The sequence below is a fragment of the Flavobacterium sp. genome (assembly GCF_017744675.1).
In the GTDB taxonomy this organism is placed as follows: domain Bacteria; phylum Bacteroidota; class Bacteroidia; order Flavobacteriales; family Flavobacteriaceae; genus Flavobacterium.
In genome coordinates this window covers 321,046-341,780 of sequence record NZ_JAGIAV010000003.1, presented here as the reverse complement: position 1 = coordinate 341,780, position 20,735 = coordinate 321,046, and the positions used below count along the sequence as shown (strand labels likewise).

10 protein-coding genes are annotated in these 20,735 nt (G+C 39.6%); all 10 read left to right on the top strand.

Going from position 1 to position 20,735, the window contains the following annotated elements; genetic code table 11:
* The first annotated feature begins 2 nt into the window (after positions 1–2).
* Positions 3–1,604, top strand: a complete 1,602-nt coding sequence (locus J7574_RS10130) for a RagB/SusD family nutrient uptake outer membrane protein (RefSeq protein ID WP_290967622.1) — start codon at positions 3–5, stop codon at positions 1,602–1,604.
* A gap of 8 nt (positions 1,605–1,612) precedes the next feature.
* Entirely contained in the window at positions 1,613–2,863 is a 1,251-nt protein-coding gene (locus tag J7574_RS10125) for a glycan-binding surface protein (protein WP_290967619.1), read from the top strand.
* Between the two features lie 82 nt (positions 2,864–2,945).
* Positions 2,946–4,400 (top strand): cellulase family glycosylhydrolase, encoded by a 1,455-nt coding sequence (locus tag J7574_RS10120; protein ID WP_290967616.1) that lies wholly within the window; start codon positions 2,946–2,948, stop codon positions 4,398–4,400.
* Positions 4,401–4,600: 200 nt separating this feature from the next.
* Entirely contained in the window at positions 4,601–7,441 is a 2,841-nt protein-coding gene (locus J7574_RS10115; protein WP_290967614.1) for an RICIN domain-containing protein, read from the top strand.
* Between the two features lie 181 nt (positions 7,442–7,622).
* Complete coding sequence (locus tag J7574_RS10110) at positions 7,623–9,296, top strand: alpha-L-fucosidase (protein ID WP_290967612.1); 1,674 nt, start codon at positions 7,623–7,625, stop codon at positions 9,294–9,296.
* A 64-nt stretch (positions 9,297–9,360) separates the two neighbouring features.
* Complete coding sequence (locus tag J7574_RS10105) at positions 9,361–12,498, top strand: glycoside hydrolase family 2 TIM barrel-domain containing protein (RefSeq protein WP_290967609.1); 3,138 nt, start codon at positions 9,361–9,363, stop codon at positions 12,496–12,498.
* A 47-nt stretch (positions 12,499–12,545) separates the two neighbouring features.
* Positions 12,546–14,978 carry a sugar-binding domain-containing protein gene (locus J7574_RS10100; protein WP_290967606.1) on the top strand — a complete coding sequence of 811 codons (2,433 nt, stop codon included), beginning with the start codon at positions 12,546–12,548 and terminating at the stop codon, positions 14,976–14,978.
* Between the two features lie 206 nt (positions 14,979–15,184).
* The gene (locus J7574_RS10095) at positions 15,185–16,117 is read left to right on the top strand and encodes an alpha/beta hydrolase (protein WP_290967604.1); all 933 of its coding nucleotides are present in this window, start codon (positions 15,185–15,187) and stop codon (positions 16,115–16,117) included.
* Positions 16,118–16,424: 307 nt separating this feature from the next.
* A complete protein-coding gene (locus tag J7574_RS10090; protein WP_290967603.1) occupies positions 16,425–18,440 on the top strand; it encodes a glycoside hydrolase family 97 protein in 2,016 nt (671 codons plus the stop codon).
* A gap of 79 nt (positions 18,441–18,519) precedes the next feature.
* On the top strand, positions 18,520–20,724 hold the full coding sequence (locus tag J7574_RS10085; protein WP_290967601.1) for a beta-glucosidase: 2,205 nt from the start codon (positions 18,520–18,522) through the stop codon (positions 20,722–20,724).
* Positions 20,725–20,735 lie beyond the last annotated feature (11 nt).

The following is a 20,735-nucleotide window of genomic DNA, read 5'->3' as shown; positions in this document are numbered from 1 at the left end:
AAATGAAACAAAACAAAAATATGGGCACAATTTATAGAAATATCATTTTAAGCCTGCTGGTTTCAGCGGTGCTCACCGGATGCCAGGACGATTTTCTAGACCGTCCGTCACAGTCCGAAATAAGCACAGAAAATTTTTACCAGACCAAAGAAGAGCTTCGTTTAGCTACAGCGGCATTATACGGAGGCAAAATCTGGGCACAATGGAATAATATGGCATACCTGCCTTTAGGAGATATATTAAGCGGGAATCTTATTCTTCAATATCAGGGTTCAGATCTGGTGCAGCTTAATACTTTTACTCTTTCAGGATCCAACGGGCGTTTAACAACAGGCTGGGCAGCACTTTACATTATAGTGGCACATTGCAATACGACTATTAACGCTATTAATGAAAAAACACCTTCATCAGTATCATCCACAGATAAAAAAGCGGCAGTAGCCGAAGCAAGATTCATACGTGCGATGGCTTACTATCATTTGGCAATGCTTTGGGGTGAAGTACCTATTATAGAAGATAATACCAAATTGATAAAATCGCCTCTAGTCAATAAAAATAAAATAGAGGATGTGTACAGATTTGTAATCGAAGATTTAACTTTTGCAGCAGAAAACCTGCCTAAAACCGATCAGCCAGGCCGAGTTACATCATGGTCCGCTAAAGGAATGTTGAGCAAGGTCTACTTAACTAGAGCAGGTGTTGGCCAGACTGGAGGAAGCCGCAATCAAGAATATTTAAATCAGGCTAAAAAGTACGCCAAAGATGTTATCGCAAACAGCGGATTAACTCTGCTTCCTAGTTATGCAGATCTTTTTAAAACCAAGTTCAACGACAATCAGGAATCGCTTTTTGCGTTGCAATGGTCTGCCACTACAGAATGGATGCATGGTAACCATTTATTGACTTACTCTCCAAGCAATGACATTAATCCTCAAAAAGGAGGCGCATGGGGATCTCCAGGCGTGAGCTACGATTTGTATTTGGCTTATACGGAGCAAGATTCTATCAGAAGAAAAGCAAGTTTTATGTTGCCAGGAGATCATTATCCTGAGCTTAATGCTGCGGGTGGCGGTTATACAGCAACCTCTCCTGGAATGAAAAAGCATATCATTGGGAACGAAGCCGATAATAATTCGCCTGCAATGTCGTACTTGGGATCTATTGAGCATAATGCCCTTTTGAGACTTGCAGATGTCTATCTGGTATATGCAGAAGCGGTACTTGGAAATGATGTTTCGACAAGCGATGCCGATGCGCTGCTGTATTTTAATAAAGTTAGAAAACGCGCAGGAGTAGATCCAGTTACCTCAATTAATGAAGACATTATTCTTAACGAAAGAAGAGTAGAATTTGCCTGCGAGGGACAATACTGGTATGATTTGGTAAGACTCTCTTATTATAATCCTCAGAAAGCAGTGGCACTTTTGAGCAACCAGCAGAGAGTACTGTTTGATTACGACAAGGATTCGAAAACGGCAACGCCAAACGATCCTATTGGAACGATATCGCCTGCAACCTCTGCTACTTTTACCCTGCAGCTTCCAACTACAGAAGTGGTAGTGAACCCTAAGTTAAATGAACCGTCAGTTCCATACTATAAATAATGACAGTTATGAAAAAAATAATAGATAATAGTTTTAATCGCCTGCTTTTTGCAAGCATGATGTTTGTTACGGTACTGTTAGTATCCTGCAATAATGAGGACGATTCTAGTTCTGGACCAGTGATTACGGAGGTGCGCAATTATGCAGCAGCTCCAAATGACACATTGGTGAATAAACTGGTTCCGGGACAGTGGGTTGTTTTGAAAGGATCTCATTTAAAAGATGCCGTAAAAATTGCCTTCAATGGTATAGCAGTCGATTTTAATGGAGGTTTGTTTGCCGATAACTACGCAGTTGTACAAGTGCCAGCAGTGATTCCATTTCCTTCTGTTGCCGAAAATGATTTAAATACCATTGAGCTTGTTACCCCAGACGGAAAAGCGATTTTTGATATTGATATCGTGGCTGGACCTCCAGCGCTAGATCACATTTCAAATGAAAATCCGCAGCCAGGGGAAGAGGTGACCGTGTATGGGACAAATTTGTTTCAAATCAACGAACTTATTTTTGCAGGCGTGTCCGTACAGGAATTTACAGGTTCAGATGATGGAACTGCAGTAAGTTTTAAAATGCCGGATGGAGCTGTGAGCGGTCCTTTAAAAATTACTACCGCATCAGGTGAAATTGCGACCTTATTTAATGTGAACGACTTGACCACAGGCATGATTTGTAATTTCGATACTATAGGAAGCATGTCTTGGGGAACTTCAACAAGTGACAATGATCCAGATTTTCTAGGAAACAAAGGCGTGTATCCTATTTTAAATCCAGGTGCTTTGAGTGCAGGAAACGGTTCTTGGTGGGAGAACGGACGTTGCATTAATATTGAGCAGGCTCAGTATTGGATTCAGCCTAACGATTTAACATTAGACCTTAGCCAGTTTGCTTTAAAATTTGAAATTAATATTGCGGGAACTTGGAAAGGCAGTTCTATTTTTATTGTAAAGGATTATAACTGGACCTATTTGGCAAGATATGAACCTTGGAAAACTACTGGAGGTAAAGGTGTTACTACAGAAGGTAAATGGACTACGGTAACGATTCCTTTAACAGAGTTCCGAACTAAAAAGGACAATAAAGACGGAACGGGCGATTCGGCAGCAAGCTTAACCGAATTGGTTGGCGGTTCTGGCACAGGCGGCATCAACTTTTTTATTATTAACGACGCCTCTACTCCAGCACCTGGAGAATTCCGAGCAGCAGTTGATAATATCAGGGTAGTAAAAATCCTTGATAAACCTAAAGCTAGCACTAATTAGTAAAATAAAGATTCTGAACTGTGGAACTTCTGCCGATAGGTAATTTCCGCAGTTCAAATTATAAACCTAAAAAACAATTTAAATGAAGCATAAATTCTTATATCAGATGCTGTTGCTTTTTATGATCAGCGGATCCTCATTTAGCTGTTCTAAAAGTACAGAGGAAGAGCCGTATTTGACAGTTTCGACAGAATCGATTTCTTTTATGCCTGAAGGAGGCACATCTGAACCAATTACAATTGAAGCAAACAGTAAATGGACCATAACAAATTTAGCCTCAACTTGGCTGCAATTAAGTAAATTAAGTGGGGCTCAAGGTACAGAGAAGACTGCATTTACAGCCTCTGCTAACAACAGCGGGGTTAGCCGTTCGGCTGTACTGACTGTTACAGCAGATAACGGACAGGCAAGACGCATAACAGTTACACAAACAGGCAATTTGTATCCAGGTTATAATTTATCTCCAAAGCCAGCTGATGCTGCAGGGATGAGCACAGCGGTTGAATTGGCTGCCAAATTTAAACTGGGATGGAACATTGGGAATACATTCGAAGCACCAGGTGGAGAAACCGCTTGGGGTAGTCCAGTGATCACAGAGGAATATGTAAAAGCTGTAAAGCAATTAGGCTTCTCTGCCATTCGCATACCTTGCGCTTGGAATTTTCATCTTGACAACGAAGCTACTGCACATCTTGATCAGAATTGGATCAAAAGGGTAAAAGAGGTCGTAGGGTATTGTGTGAATAACGATATATATGTCATGCTTAATATTCACTGGGACGGTGGATGGCTAGAAAAAAACATCACTAAAGCAAAGCAGGAGACTGTCAATGCTAAACAAAAAGCATTATGGGAACAAATCGCTACCGCAATGCGTGATTTTGACGAGCACCTGATGTTTGCCAGCGCTAACGAACCAGATGCTAAGAATGCTGAGGAAATGGCAGTATTAGCATCATACCACCAAACGTTTGTTACAGCTGTTCGCTCTACAGGTGGAAGAAACAGTCACCGAGTTCTTATCGTTCAAGGTCCTCAAACAAATCCTGGATTGACATTTGACCTGATGAACACGCTTCCTACAGATCAGGTGCCAAATCGCCTCATGGTTGAGGTGCATAACTATACACCATCACAATTTTGTATCGGGAATAAAGATGAGAGCTGGGGTAAATTGATTTACTACTGGGGTAAAGACCATCATTCAACCATCGAACCTGACCGTAATGCTACATACGGAGAAGAGGACGAGATACTTGCTGATTACAACAAGATGAAAACCAAATTTATTGATAAAGGGATACCGGTTATAATGGGAGAGTATGGCGCTTACAGACGTAGTGGTCCTGCTTATCTTCCAAAAGATTTGGCCATGCATAACGCCTCGGTCGACTATTGGATAAACTTTACAACCAAAGAAGCATTAGCGCGTGGTATTAAACCTTTTTGGTGGGATATAGGAGTAGCCATAGACAGGAGTAATTTTACTGTAAAAGACCAACGTACGATAGATGCTATAAAAGCAGGGGCTAACTAAAATTTTAAGATACCCTCTTTCAAAGTTTTTTTCAGGATTAGGCATTTATTGGCTATTCCTTGAAAAAAGGAATTTATACTGCCGCATTTCAGTTGCGGCAGCTCTTATCAGTCCTAAATGCTAAGAATTAAAAGCACTGGTTCGGGTGAGAATAGATTGTAAGGATGATAATAATTTAAACTTTTAAAAAACAAATCAAGATGAAAAAAGCTTACTTATTATGTGTATTGATTTTATCAGTTTTCGTTTCCCAAGCCCAGAGTGTTTGGAAAAATGTTCAAATTGGAGGCGCAGGTTTTGTTACTGGTATTATTCCAAGTAAAACAGACGCCAATTTAAAGTATGCCCGCACAGATGTGGGAGGAGCTTATCGATGGGATGCAACTACCAACAGATGGATACCCTTATTGGATTGGACCAGTGTAGACCAGCTGGGTTATCAGGGAGTAGAATCGCTAGCAATTGACCCTCAGAATAATAATGTGGTATATATGCTGGTAGGAACCGATTATTTTAATGGTCAGAAAACAGCCATTTTAAAATCAACCGATAGAGGGGCCAATTTTACGGAAACTATAGTAACCTCACAATTTAAGGCGCATGGAAACGGTATGGGAAGATCTAACGGCGAGCGATTGGCGGTAGACCCTAACAATTCTAATGTGCTTTTTTGCGGAAGCAGACGTGACGGATTGTTTAAAAGTACCAATGGAGGTTCGACTTGGTCTAAGGTATCGTCATTTCCTGTTACGACAACAGCGAATGACAACGGAATTTGTTTTGTAATCTTTGATTCTGCATCAGTTTCTGGAGGCAACACTCAGACTATTTATGTTGGTGTTTCTAGAACTGGAGCTTCCAATCTTTATAAAAGTACAGATGGTGGAAATACTTGGAATGCCGTTTCGGGAGCCACAGTAAATTATATGCCTCAGCGAGCAGTGTTAGATTCCAACAGGGCTTTATTAATCACTTATGCTGATAAGGAAGGACCTTGGAATCCTTCTTCAGGACAGATTTGGAAGCTTTCTAGCGCAGGGGCTTTAACGAATATTACACCATCGTCCTTTTCGGGGCCTTTTGGCGGGATCGATGTTGACCCTTCCAATTCGCAGCGTTTGATTGCCTCATCGATGAATACTTATATGGCGCAGTATACCAATGCGCAGGGCAATATAATTTATGCAGATCGCTTCTTTTTAAGTACAGATGGCGGTGCATCATGGAGAGATCTGGTTGGAAATTCGGGAATCAATGTCTTAGACAATGGCTGTACTTGGATTTCAGGATCTTCAGCATCCATTCACTGGACTGGCGATATCAAATTTAATCCGTTTAATACCAATAAGGCCAGCGTAATATCTGGAAATGGTATTTTTACCTGTGATGATCTTAATGCATCAAAGACTTCATGGAAGTTTGATGCTATTGGCCTTGAAGAGAGCGTTCCACTAGGTTTAATAAGCATTCCTGGCGGACCTTTAATGAGTGTTATTGGAGATTATGACGGATTTAAACATACTGATGTTTCGGTATATGCGCCACAATATAAGCCTGCAATGGGAACTACATCTGGATTGGCTTATGCATCAGGAAATACCAATAAAATTGTAAGACTTGGAGAGTATATGTACTATTCCAACAATCAAGGAACTGATTGGATAAAGACAACTGCAAACTTAGCAGGACCACGCGGAACGGTGGCACTTTCGTATGACGGCGCAACTATTCTACATGTTCCAGAATCTTCCAGTGCTATGTACCGTTCTACCAATAATGGAGCTAGCTGGACGACTGTAACAGGAATTAATTTCAATACGGTTGCCGTATCTGATGCTGTTACGAACAATAAATTTTATGCCTACAACGGAAGTAATGGAGATTTAAAAGTAAGTACAGACGGAGGAGCTTCTTTCAATACGGTTTCTAATGTTGGAGCTTGGGGATCTAGCCTGATTAGAACAGTTCCTGGGTATGCTGGGCACTTGTGGATTGCTAAGAATTCTGGAGGACTAATAAGGTCAGTTGATGGCGGAACTAGTTTTACCACACCTTCAACAGCTGTAAGTAATGCTTCAGCAGTCGGAATTGGTAAAGCGAAAGCTGGCGCTTCTTATCCAACTATTTATATCTGGGGTACTGTAAGCGGAGTTACGGGAGTTTTCCGTTCAGTAGATCAAGGCAGCAATTGGACTCGCGTTAACGATGATGCGCATGAGTATGGAGGTACAGGAAACGGAAACTTCGTAATGGGAGACATGAATATCTACGGACGTGTTTATATGAGTACTGTTGGAAGAGGACTTGTTTATGGTGACGATCTTGCTGAAACTGCAGCTTATTACACCATTTCAAATAGAAGCACTGGACTGCTAATAGACGGAATGAGCAGAACTACAAATGGAAGTAACGCAGGGCAATGGAGCTACAGTGGAAGCAGTGCCCAGCAATGGTCTCTAGAGTATAACGGCAGCGAAGTTATGATTAAAAACAGAGCTACTGGATTATATATAGACGGAATGAGCAGAACAGCAAATCCATCAATCGCTGGACAATGGGCCTATAGTGGAAGTGAAGCGCAAAAATGGATACAAGAAGACGCTGGCTCAGGTTATTTCAAGTTTAAAAATAAAGCGACTGGAATATACTTGGATGGTTTAGGAAATACAACTAACGGAGCAGATTTAAGCCAGTGGAGTCTCAGCTCTAGCAATAACCAGCAATGGTCTCTAACTGCAGTATCGAGTGCAACTTTGAGGTTAGGTGCTAATACAGAAAGCTTGCAAGACCAGAAATTTACTGTAATCTGTTCTCCAAATCCGTTTACAAGCAGTTTTAAAATTGAAATAAATGATTATAAGGAACCGATAAGCGTGCGAATTTTTGATATTAATGGAAAAAATGTGGAGTCTGCGCAAGTCAAAGGCCAAAGCCAGTTATCAATGGGAAACACACTTCAGTCTGGATTCTATATCGTAAAAGTGGAAGGAACTGGAGGTAATCTTCTCCAATCATTTAAAATGATTAAAAAAACGAGATAAATTAAATTTACAGAAGTCCTAACAGTAGAATAACCTCTGTTAGGACTTTCATATAGAGATTATGTATCTGTATCAGCACATTCTGCTGTAACTTAGAAAGCCAATAATTTTTTGCAATAAAAGCCGAAAAGAAAAATTTAAAAACACGTTAGCTCAGGGCTAACAAAAAATAAAAATCAAAATGTATAAAAAGAATAAGAGAAACCAATTATTTACAGCTTTATGTATCCTTTGCTCCAGTTTTTTACAGGCACAGCAAAAATACCAGTCACCGGTTACAGAAAACACTGAAAAAGTCGCTTCGGGAAAATTTAAACCAACTTGGGAGTCCCTTCAGCAGTATAAAACTCCTGAATGGTTCCGCAATGCTAAGTTTGGAATTTGGGCGCATTGGGGACCGCAATGTCAGCCGGAGCAGGGAGATTGGTATGGCCGATTTATGTATGATGAAGGAGGAGCACAGTACAAATGGCATGTAGAACATTACGGACACCCATCTAAAGCAGGGTTTAAGGAAGTTATTAAGGATTGGAAAGCGGAAAACTGGGATCCTGAGAAAATTGTAGCACTATATAAACGAGTTGGAGCACAGTATTTTTTTGCTATGGCCAACCATCATGATAATTTAGATTTATGGAACAGCAAATACCAAGCGTGGAATTCTACAAAAGTTGGTCCTAAAAAAGATATTATTTCAGGCTGGGCTGCGGCGGCTAAAAAACAAGGATTGCCATTTGGATTAAGTGTTCATGCGGCTCATGCTTGGACTTGGTTTGAAACATCGCAGCGTTCAGACAAAAAAGGACCTTATGCTGGAATTCCTTACGATGGAAAACTTACTAAAAAAGATGGTGTTGGCACTTGGTGGGAAGGGCTAGATCCACAGGAGCTGTATGCGCAAAACCATCCGCTAAGCGCTGGAAGTGCAGAAAGCATTACTTCTTTGTGGGGGCAATGGAATTGGGATAACGGAGCCTCTATTCCTTCTGTAGAATATTGCGAGAATTTTTATAACCGCACTATGGATTTAATCAATATCTACAAACCAGACCTCCTTTATTTTGATGATTCAGGACTTCCGCTTTATCCGGTAAGTGATGCAGGATTGAAAATAGCGGCTCATTATTACAATACCAACATGGCAGCTCATGATAATAAACTCGAAGCAGTTCTATTTGGAAAAGTACTGACTCCAGAACAGAAAAAATGCATGGTTTGGGATGTAGAAAGAGGAGTGCCTGACCAGATTCAAAACGAAGCTTGGCAGACTTGTACCTGTATTGGCGATTGGCATTATAGCAGAGCAATTTATGATGGAAATGGATATAAATCGGCTAAAACGGTTATTCAGATGCTTATTGATATTGTCAGCAAAAACGGAAACCTATTGCTAAACATACCTGTACGCGGAGATGGTTCTATCGATGACAAAGAAATCGCAATCCTTGAAGATATAGCGAAATGGATGGATATAAACAAAGAAAGCATCTTTGATACGCGTCCATGGAGTGTATATGGTGAAGGACCCGCAGCAGAAATAGTCAATCCTATTAATGCTCAAGGATTTAATGAAGGGAAAGTAACGCTGACAGCTCAGGACATTCGTTATAATCAGAAAGGGAAAATCTTGTATGCTACTGCACTAGGAGCTCCTGTTGAGAATGTAAGCTTGAAACTTCTTGGTAAAAAGAAAAATAATACCACTATAAAAAATATCAGTGTACTTGGCAGTAAAGAAAAAATTTCCTGGAAGCAATATCCGGATTCACTTGTGATTCAAAAACCAAAATTTATTCCAAATAATATAGCAGTAGTATTTAAGGTACAGTATGCAGATGCTGCCAAAAGTAATTAGTATTAAATTGTCAAGCATTAAAGAACAGATAAGTGCTAAAAAGCAATCGTTCAAACTCATCGATATGATAAAAAAAATCTTTCTCATTGCCGTATTTTTTGCGGTTAACTTTGCAGATGCTCAGCAGGTAAATGACTGGGAGAATCCAGCTGTTAATGGCATCAATAAGGAAAAACCACATGCGTACGGTTTTCTTGCCGAAGAGAAAAAAAATAATCCAATGCTTTTGTCTCTGAATGGGATGTGGAAATTTAACTGGTCGGCCAATCCGCAGTCTCGACCAGCTGATTTTTACAGCAAAGATTTTTCTACTGATGCTTGGACTACTATTTTAGTGCCTGGCAGCTGGGAATTGCAAGGATTTGGAACCCCTATTTACACGAATGTGGCCTATCCTTTTAAAAGAGATATCCCAAGAGTAAGCGGCGAACCCGATGAGAGTTTTACGACTTTTAAAGAAAGAAATCCAGTTGGCAGTTATACAACTACTTTCAAGATTCCCGAGAACTGGAGTAATAAACAGATATTTATTAATTTCGGAGGAGTACAATCGGCAATGTATCTTTGGGTAAACGGGCATAAAGTTGGTTATAGCGAAAATTCTATGTCGCCTGCCGAGTTTGACATTACGCCTTACATTCAAAAAGGAGACAATAAACTGGCCGTAGAGTTATACAAATACTGCGATGGAAGTTATATGGAAGATCAGGATATCTGGCGTTTGGGCGGAATATTCAGAGATGTTGATCTGATTGCAAGACCTAAGACCTTTATCGGAGACTATTTTGTAAAGGCAATTCCAGATAAGTCATATTCAAAAGCAGAAGTTGCCATCGATGTCCGTTTGGATAACAGACACACAGAGAATACTTCGGGCTTGAAAGTTGAGGCTACTATAAGCGGATATTCAAAATCAGGAGATTATATAGAGAAACAGTTTCAGGCAAAAGTACCAGTTTCATCATCCGATAAAGGAATCTTTACGTTGAGCACCACATTAGATAATCCGAAACTTTGGTCAGCAGAAACTCCCGATTTGTACAAGCTTGTTCTGCAGCTTAAAAACAAGAAAAATGAGATTGTAGACAGAGCCGAATGCTATTTTGGCGTTCGAAGCATCGAAGTGCGTGCAGACGTATTTTACATCAATGGCAAAGCAGTGAAATTGAAAGGCATTAACCGCCATGAAATGCATCCGCGTACGGGAAAATATATCAGCCGCCAATTCATGATACGCGATATGGAACTGATGAAACAAGCTAATATCAATATGATACGTACAAGCCATTATCCTGATGATCCATTATTTTATGAACTTTGCGACAAATACGGTTTTTATGTAATGGATGAGGCAAATCAGGAATCTCATGCTTACGGTCTTGGCAATAAAGAATTGGGCGAAGATCCTCTCTGGAAAAGCACTCATATAGAACGTGCCACTTCGCTTGTTGGAAGAGACAAAAATCATGCGTGCGTCATAATTTGGTCTCTTGGGAATGAAGGCGGTAAAGGAGAAAATATGAAAGCAATGGCAGATACCATTCGTAAACTAGATAAGACACGTCTCGTTTTTTCGGATACCCACAGAGAAATATCAGATCTCTATGATGATAGTTATCTGCATCCTGAGGATTTTAAGAAATTGGGCGAAAAGATAAAAGACAAACCCGTAATTATGCGTGAGTATGCGCATGTTATGGGAAATTCAGGCGGTAATTTACAGGAATACTGGGATGTAATTTATGCAGATCCAAGCCTATGCGGTGCTGCAATCTGGGAATGGGACGAACACGGACTGCCAAAAGCTAAAGATGGTTCTCCGTTTAAACTTACCCAGCACCCTGACGATTATACTTTAAAAGATAGCGAATTTTGGGCGTATGGCGGAGATTTTGGCGACAAGCCCAACGATGGCAATTTTGTCATGAGAGGGCTAGTTTCTTCTGATCGAAAGCCATATCCCCATTATTATGAGGTGCAGAAAGTCTATCAGCCTGTCGTTTTCGAAATGCTGGATGAAAATAAAACAAGTATTAAAGTCACGAATCGTTTTGATTTTCTGCCGCTTCAAAATTTCGATATCGAATATGAATATGTTTGCGAAGGAAAATCTTTGCAGAGAGGTATTCTGAACGTAGGTTCTGTTTTGCCAGGCGCTTCTGCTGTTATTGATCTTCCACATCTTCAGAACGAACAGAAAACTTATTCTGAAATCTGCCTCAATATTTATGTAAGGCTTAAAGAAGCTGCACTTTGGGCAGAAACAGGCTATTGCATCGCTCGTGAGCAATTTATAGTAAAACCCTACGAGTGGAAAAAAGACATTTCTGGAGCAAAGACCGTGAAAGTAAAGGAAACAGCTGCTGTTATTGAGCTTAAAACGGATGACATGAATTTTGTTTTCAATAAAGCTAATGGCGATTTGACAAGCTGGAAGATTAAAGATCAAGAGCTTTTAATAGGACCTCTAGAGCCTTATTTTTGGAAAACGCCAAACGATAACCAGAAACAGAGCGGTTATTCAAAAGAATTTTCAAAATGGAAAAACGCAACAGCCGATAGAGTGGTTAAAAAAGTTTCTGTAACCAGACAAGATACCTTAGCGACGGTAAAGTTTGATATCAATTTTCCTCGTATTGGAGCCAATTATACATTAGAATATCAGCTAAATGGAAATGGAAAATTAGGCACAAAAGCTTTTTATAAGCCATTAAACGATACCATCGGACAAATTCCTAAATTTGGAATGAGACTACGCATTCTCAAAAATTATAATACTGTAGACTGGTATGGCCGAGGTCCTTACGAAAATTATCCAGACCGAAAAACAGCTTCTTTGTTAGGAGCATATCACAAACAGTTGGAACATTTTATTGTTCCGTATCCAGCTCCGCAAGATAATGCAAACCGCAGTGATGTGCGTTGGTTTTCTCTTGAATCGCCAAACGGAAACAGTATCAAAGTAACGGGATTACAGCCGCTGAATTTCCGTGCTTGGCCTTATACAGAAGAAGATTTAGAAAATGCCAGACACGATTATCAGATAGCCAGACGCGATTTTATAAACCTTAATATTGATCTAAATATCCATGGTGTTGGAGGCGATGATTCTTGGGGAGCAAAAACTATGGAAAAATATACTAATTCTGGCAATAAGCCGTATGAGTTTGGATTTACTTTAGAATATCTCCAAAAGCAGTAACATCCTGTCTGTATCATTTTAGAACAGTATAAAATCAAATAACAAAAATGAATAATTCAATTCTGCATCACATACACTATCTAAAGAAGAGCATGTTGTTTTTATGCCTGCTGTTTTTAAATTTTTTATCTCTGCATGCACAGGAAAACGTAAAGAGAAAACAGCTTTTTGACGATGATTGGAGATTTTTTTTAGGAGAGGAAACAAAAGCCTCATCTAATAATTTTAATGATAAAGACTGGCGACACCTTGATCTGCCTCATGATTGGAGTATCGAAGGCAAAGTTCATCCAAAGAATCCTACTGGCGCAGGAGGAGGATATTTTCCAGCTGGAGTGGCTTGGTATCGAAAGACTTTTACAGTGCCACATAATTGGAAGACAAAAAAAACAACGATTTATTTTGAAGGGGTTTATATGAATTCCGAAGTGTTTATTAATGGTAAATCGCTTGGGGTTTATCCTTACGGATATTCTTCTTTTAGCTACGATCTTTCTCCGTATCTCAAATATGGAGAACAGAATGTGATTGCTGTGCGTGTAGACAATTCACAGCAGATGAACAGCCGTTGGTATAGCGGATCGGGAATCTACAGACATGTCTGGCTAATTCAGACCAATCCAGTTCATATAGCGCAATGGGGAACAGGAATCAGTACTTTCGAGATTTCTACCAAAAAAGCAACAGTTCGTGTGGAAACAAAATTGATGAATGAAACCGAATCGTTACAGGAAATTACCGTTACAGCATTAATCCAAAATCCGAATTCCAATACCGTAGGAAGTCATGAAATAAAAGTGGTGCTTTCTCCAAAGAGCGAAAAGATCGTGACCCAACTTATAAAAATAAGCAATCCGGCACTTTGGAGTCCGGAACAGCCTTCCTTATATAAAGCTTTGGTACAGGTTTCAAAACAAAAGGAAATGTTAGACGAGAGCAGTACTAATTTTGGCATTCGCTCTCTTGCATTTACGGCAGAAAACGGATTTCAGCTTAACGGAAAAACAATTAAGCTCAACGGAGGATGCGTGCATCACGACAACGGTTCACTAGGTGCCGCTGCTTTTGATCGAGCAGAACAGCGCAAAGTAGAGCTTTTAAAAGCCAGCGGATTCAATGCTGTACGAACTTCTCATAATCCACCTTCAGAAGCCTTTTTAGATGCCTGCGATCGATTAGGTTTGCTAGTTATGGACGAGTCTTTTGACTGTTGGAAAGTTGGGAAAAATAAATATGATTATTCAAACTATTTCAATGCCTGGTGGAAACGCGATTTGCAAGCCATGGTGCTGCGCGACCGCAATCATCCCAGTATTTTTATGTGGAGTATTGGAAATGAAATACCAGAAAGAGAAGATCCCGATGCAGTGAATACGGCCAAAATGCTTTCTGAAGAAATAAAGAAAATCGATACAAGTCGTCCGATAACATCGGCCATTGTTAATGGCGGTAAAAATTGGGATATATTTGATCCTTTAATGGCTCAGCACGATGTTGCGGGATACAACTATAATTTAGATAAAGCGCCGCAAGACCATATAAGAGTGCCTTCTCGAATTATAGTCCAAACAGAATCGTATCCTAAAGATGCTTTTAAAAACTGGGAATTAGTACAGAAAAACAATTATATCATTGGAGATTTTGTATGGACAGCTATGGATTATCTGGGAGAATCGGGAATAGGACGAAATTATTATTCAGGAGAAGTGCCCGGAGAACATTGGGAGAATGATTTTTTTCCATGGCATGGCGGTTACTGCGGAGATATAGACCTTATCGGATGGAGAAAACCTATTGCACATTATAGAGGCATGCTTTATAATGATAAAGAAAAACTTTATATGGCAGTTAGAGAACCTGCACCAGAGCCTATGGAAATCAAGCAGACGTGGTGGTCGGTATATCCTACATGGGAAAGTTGGACATGGCCTGAATATACTGGGAAAAATGTTGAGGTCGAAGTGTATTCGAAATATCCAAAGGTTAGACTGTATCTTAATGACCAGCTTTTAGGAGAGAAGGAAACTGGAGAGCAGCAAGAATTTAAAGCGGTTTTTACTGTACCTTATGGATCAGGAACCTTAAGAGCGGTTGGTGTAGCAAATGAAAAAGAACAGGAATCCGTTATGCTGAAGACAGCAGGTGAGGCGGTGCAGATTAAATTGGCAGCCGACCGAAAAGAGATGAAAGCCGACGGACAAGATTTAACTTATATTGCAGTTGAACTAAGGGATCGAGAAGGAGTTTTGAATCCGAATGCAGAAGAACGCCTTACTTTTAAAATTGAAGGACCTGGAACTATCCAAGCAGTCGATAATGCCAATCTAAAGGATTTTGAACCGTATCAATCTCTTACTAGAAAAGCTTGGCACGGAAGGGCTCTGGCAATTGTGAGAAGTGCTCATCAGAAAGGAGAAATCAAAGTAACCGTTTCTGGAGATGGCCTACAACCGCAGACTATTACTATTAGATCAAATTAAACCCGTTGGGCGAAACTTTTAACACATAGAAACATAGCTTTTGAGGATAAATAAAGGTGTTTCACTTAAAAATAGTACACATAGCACTATGTGTTAAAGCTTGCTTTTTCTATAATCTTAAGCAGAAGCAATAAAAATCTATGTTTCTATGTGTTAAAAAAGTAATTTCACCCAACGAGTTAGTAAAGAGTATTGAAATAATTAAAATGAAAGATATTTTGAAAACAAAAGGAATTAGAACCGCATTGCTTATTATGCTTATGGTAGCAGGTAAAACATTTGGACAAAGCAAAACCATTAACCTTTGGGATAAGAAAGTGCCTGGTGCTATCGCTAATGCCGATTATAAAGAAACCAATTCAGATGATAGCTGGATGCAGCGTGTCACGAATCCGAGATTAGATGTGTATCCTGCTCCTGCAGAAAAAGCAACAGGAACAGCCGTCATTATCTGCCCTGGTGGTGGTTATTCTGGAATGGCTATCGGTCATGAGGGAAAACAGGTTGCGCAATGGCTTAATAGTCTTGGTATTACGGCATTTGTATTAAAATACCGATTGCCAGATGCTGCTATAATGACTGATAAATCTGTCGGTCCTATGCAAGACGGACAGCGTGCTATCCGTTTGGTTAGAAGTAGAGCCAAAGAGTGGGGAATAGATCCTAAAAAGATTGGCATTATGGGTTTTTCTGCTGGTGGGCATTTGGCATCTACTCTTTCTACGCATTTTAATGCAAAAGTATATGAGAGTGCTGATGCAACTAGTGCGCGTCCAGATTTTTCACTGTTAATATACCCAGTAATATCGATGCGTGATGATATAACACATATGGGATCGAGAATTAATCTTTTGGGCGAAAAACCATCGGCGGAGCAGGTTGCTAATTTTTCAAACGAACTGCAAGTCAATAGCGAAACTCCGACAGCATTTTTAGTTCATTCCATGAATGATGATGCTGTACCAGTAGAAAACAGTATAGAATATGCTTTAGCGCTAAAGAAAAATAAAATTCCTTGCGAACTCCATCTCTACGAAAAAGGAGGTCACGGCTACGGACTAGGCAAATCTGGAAGCACAGAGTCTGATTGGAGTCTGGCATGCGGCAGATGGCTTAAAGCAAAAGGCTTGATCAATTAAAAAAAAAGAAATATTTAATTTCTCAGCCACTATCTGTTTTTGGAAGCAGATCTTTTTGGAAAACCATATCAAATCATCTTTATATTGTCTAAAATATTGATGATTACAACAATTATTGCCCTTTTTTAATACAAAGCGTACCGTAGTTAGCTATTTTTTCTTGTCAAATTTGCCCGTTGAAAAAACTTCGAAGCTATAATTCAAAGCACCAATATGAATTAGTGCAGCGAGATGTCAAAAACAGTTTTCCAAAAGAGATAACCTTTACGCGAACGTTTTTAAGTTTTTTCAAAGCGTACCAAAAAACATGTATTTACTAACTAGATTAACCACACAGCAAATGAACAGGACATTATTACAAGCAATTATTTTTATATTTTTATCAGCAAGCGGATCGGCGCAAGTGCTTCACCTCAAATCTCCCAACGGAAAGATTGAGATGAATTTAGAAAACGGCACCAAAATCCGATGGTCTGTGAAACATAACAATACAGAAGTCGTTGCTCCTTCTGCTATTTCATTAACCTTGGGCAGCGGAGAGGTTTTAGGAAACAATGCCAAAATTGCAAGCACTAAAAATTCGGCTTCTAATACTACTTTTGAAACGCCTGTTTATAAGAAGAAAACGGTTGTGGACCAATACAATCAGCTCATTGTAAATTTTAAAGGGAATTTTGGTCTGATATTAAGAGCCTATAATGATGGTGTAGCGTATCGTTTTTTTACAAATAAGAATAAAAAAATTACCATTGTGTCTGAAGAAGCCAGTTTTAACTTCAGTCAAGACCATAAAGCTTTTGTACCTTATGTTCGCGATTTAAGAGAGAAAGACATGTACACTTCTGCTTTCGAAGCGCTTTATGATGAAATTCCGCTTTCTAAATTTGTCAAAGATTCATTGGCTATTTCTCCGCTTCTTGTTGATTTAGGAAATGGAAAAAAGGCAGCTATTATTGAGGCTGAACTCCAAGACTATCCGGGCATGTTTTTAACACGCAATAATGAGGCACAATATGGTCTGAAGGGAATATTTGCCCATTATCCAAAAAAAGAACGTTTAGGAGGCTATAACAAAATGAACTACATGGTGTCTGAGAGAGAGAACTACATTGCTGAAACAAACGGCAGTAGAAGTTTTCCTTGGAGAGCAATCATCATAAGCGAAAACGACACCGAGCTTTTGAATAATGATATGGTTCAAAAACTTTCTTCTCCTTCACAAATTTCAGATATGAGCTGGATCAAACCTGGAAAAGTTGCTTGGGACTGGTGGAATGACTGGAATATATCGAAAGTAGATTTTAAGGCAGGAATCAATACGCAGACTTATAAATATTATATCGATTTTGCTTCTAAAAACAATATTGAATATGTGGTGATAGACGAGGGATGGAGTGAAGAAACCGATATCTTGAAGATTTCGCCAGCTATGGACATTAAAGAACTTATCGAATACGGGAAACAAAAAAATATTGGAATCATCCTTTGGGCTTCATGGTATGCTATAAATCAGGTTTTAGATGATGCATTTACCAAGTACTCGAATATGGGAGTGAAAGGCTTTAAAATAGATTTCATAGACCGCGACGATCAAAAAATGGTAAATTCTCTTTATAATATTGCTAAAAAAGCGGCTTCTTACAAACTTCTTATTGACTATCACGGAATGTATAAGCCAACGGGTATTCAAAGAACCTATCCTAATATTGTGAATTTTGAAGGTGTTAAAGGATTGGAAAATGCGAAATGGACACCACATGATGACATGCCGCATTATGAAACAAGCATCCCTTTTATAAGAATGCTGGCTGGCCCTATGGATTATACGCCGGGAGCTATGCGCAATGCGACAAAAGCAGATTTTCGTCCAAGCAATTCACTGCCTATGAGCCAAGGTACAAGATGCCATCAGCTGGGTATGTATGTTCTTTATGAAGCGCCGCTGCAAATGATGGCAGATAGTCCAACAGCTTACATGAAAGAACAAGAAAGCACCACATTTATATCTCAAATTCCAACCACTTTTGATGAAACTGTGGCGCTAGATGGAAAAGTGAGCGAATACGCTACCATTGCCAGAAAAAAAGGCAATACATGGTTTGTAGGCGGATTAACCAATTGGTCGGCTAGAGAAATAGAACTCGATTTATCTTTCCTTGGAAAAGGAAGCTTTACAGCAGAAGTTTTTAAAGACGGATTGAATGCTGAAAAAGACCCAACAGATTACAAACGTGAAATAATTAAAGTGACCAATGCCAGCAAACTGAAAGTGCAAATGGCACCTGGAGGCGGTTTTGCAATTATAATTAATCCAGAAAAGTAATTAAAATATCTCGGAATGACTCTCTTGCTTATTGAGGCAAGTATTGTTAACCTGATAATAAATTAGAAAGTATACTATAATGAAAAAAAGATATATCACTGTTTTACTATTACTATATTTTTTCCTCTCACCATTTTTTGGATGGGCGCAATCTGCTCTTTATTTAGATGAAAGCCAGCCAATAGAAGTTCGTATAAAGGATGCCTTATCGCGAATGACGGTAGAAGAAAAAGTGGCGCTTTGCCATGCGCAGTCAAAGTTCAGCTCTAAAGGAGTTCCGCGTTTGGGCATACCAGATGTATGGTCATCAGACGGATCGCATGGAGTGAGCGATGAAAAACTATGGGACGAATGGAACTCAGCACAATGGACAAATGACTCCTGCACTGCTTTTCCTGCTTTAACTTGTCTTGCGGCAACATTCAATCCAAAGATAGCACAGCTTTACGGCACATCTATTGGCGAAGAAGCCCGATATCGAAACAAAACTATGCTGTTAGGGCCTGGCATCAATATTTACCGTACGCCGCTTAATGGGCGAAATTTCGAATACATGGGCGAAGATCCCTTTTTGGCTTCGCGATTGGTAGTTCCGTACGTACAAGGTGTGCAGTCTAATGGAGTGGCGGCATGCGTAAAACATTTCGCTCTGAACAATCAGGAAATTGCTCGTGGTGAAATTAATGTCAACGTAAGCGATCGTGCCTTGCATGAAATTTATCTTCCGGCTTTCAAAGCAGCAGTTCAGGAAGGAAATGTATGGTCTATTATGGGAGCCTATAACAAAATATGGGGCGTACATTGCTGCCACAACGACATTTTACTCAACCAAATCTTAAAAACCGACTGGAAATTTGATGGTGTAGTGGTTAGTGATTGGGGAGGTGTGCACAATACTGACGAAGCGGTCAATGGCGGACTTGATATTGAAATGGGCACTTATACAAACGGATTGACTACACAAGGTCATTTTCCTTTTTCGAGCTATTATTTAGCCGATCCTTTTCTGAAAGGAATTAAATCGGGTAAATATGAAATGTCGAAACTTGATGATAAAGCAAGCCGAATTTTACGAATGATTTTCCGCACTACGATGAGTGCGAATCGTCCTTATGGCCGTTTTGTTTCGCCAGAGCATAGCGATGCAGCTAGAAAAATAGCACAAGAAGGAATCGTATTGCTTAAAAATGAGAAACAATTTTTACCTATTCCAAAAGGCAGATATAAAAAAATTGCGGTGATAGGTGAAAATGCCGTAAAAAGCCTGATTGTTGGTGGAGGTTCTACGTCATTGAAAGCGGCTTATGAGATTTCTCCTTTGCAGGGATTAAAAAATAAATACGGCGAAAATAATATTGTTTACAGTATGGGATATGCTTCGGGAAGACCGCTTTATGGCGCCGAAGAACCCTCTAAATTAAATCTTGATTCTTTGCAAAACGCAGCTATCGAGACTGCCCGCCATGCAGATATAGTGCTCTTTGTTGGAGGATTAAATAAAAATTATTTTCAGGATTGTGAAAGCGGTGACCGTAAATCGTTGAGTCTGCCGTTTGGTCAAGACAAGCTGATTGAAGAAATACAAAAAGTAAACAATAATGTTGTGGTTGTTCTATTAAGCGGAAATGCGGTTTTAATGCCTTGGCTTAACAAAGCGAAAGCCGTTGTACAAGGATGGTATTTGGGCTCGGAAGCAGGAAATGCTTTGGCTGATATTATTTCGGGCGAAGCAAATCCGTCAGGAAAGCTTCCGATTTCGTTTCCTAAAAAATTGGAAGACGTTGGAGCACATGCTTTTGACCAACTTTGTTATCCAGGTGACGGAAAAAATGTCTATTATAAAGAAGACATCTTAGTAGGATACCGCTGGTACGATACTAAAAAAATCCCTGTGCTTTTCCCTTTTGGATATGGATTGAGCTACACCACATTTCAGTACGGAAAGCCAGCTGTTTCATCAAAAACGATCACAGCTGCAGACTCTTTAGAGGTAACAATTTCCATAAAAAACACAGGAAAAGTGGCAGGAAAAGAAGTTGTGCAGCTTTATGTTAATGACGAAACCTCAAGCCTGCCTCGTCCTATTAAGGAATTAAAAGGATTTGAAAAAGTTTCGCTTGAGCCGGGAGAAGAAAAAACAGTTCGTTTTACTTTAACAAAAAAAGATCTTTCTTATTACGATGACACTAAAAAAGAATGGATTGCAGAACCAGGCAAATTCAAAATAATGATTGGAGCTTCAGCTACTGATATTAGAGGAGTGGCAGATTTTAATTTTAAATAAAGCATTGCAAT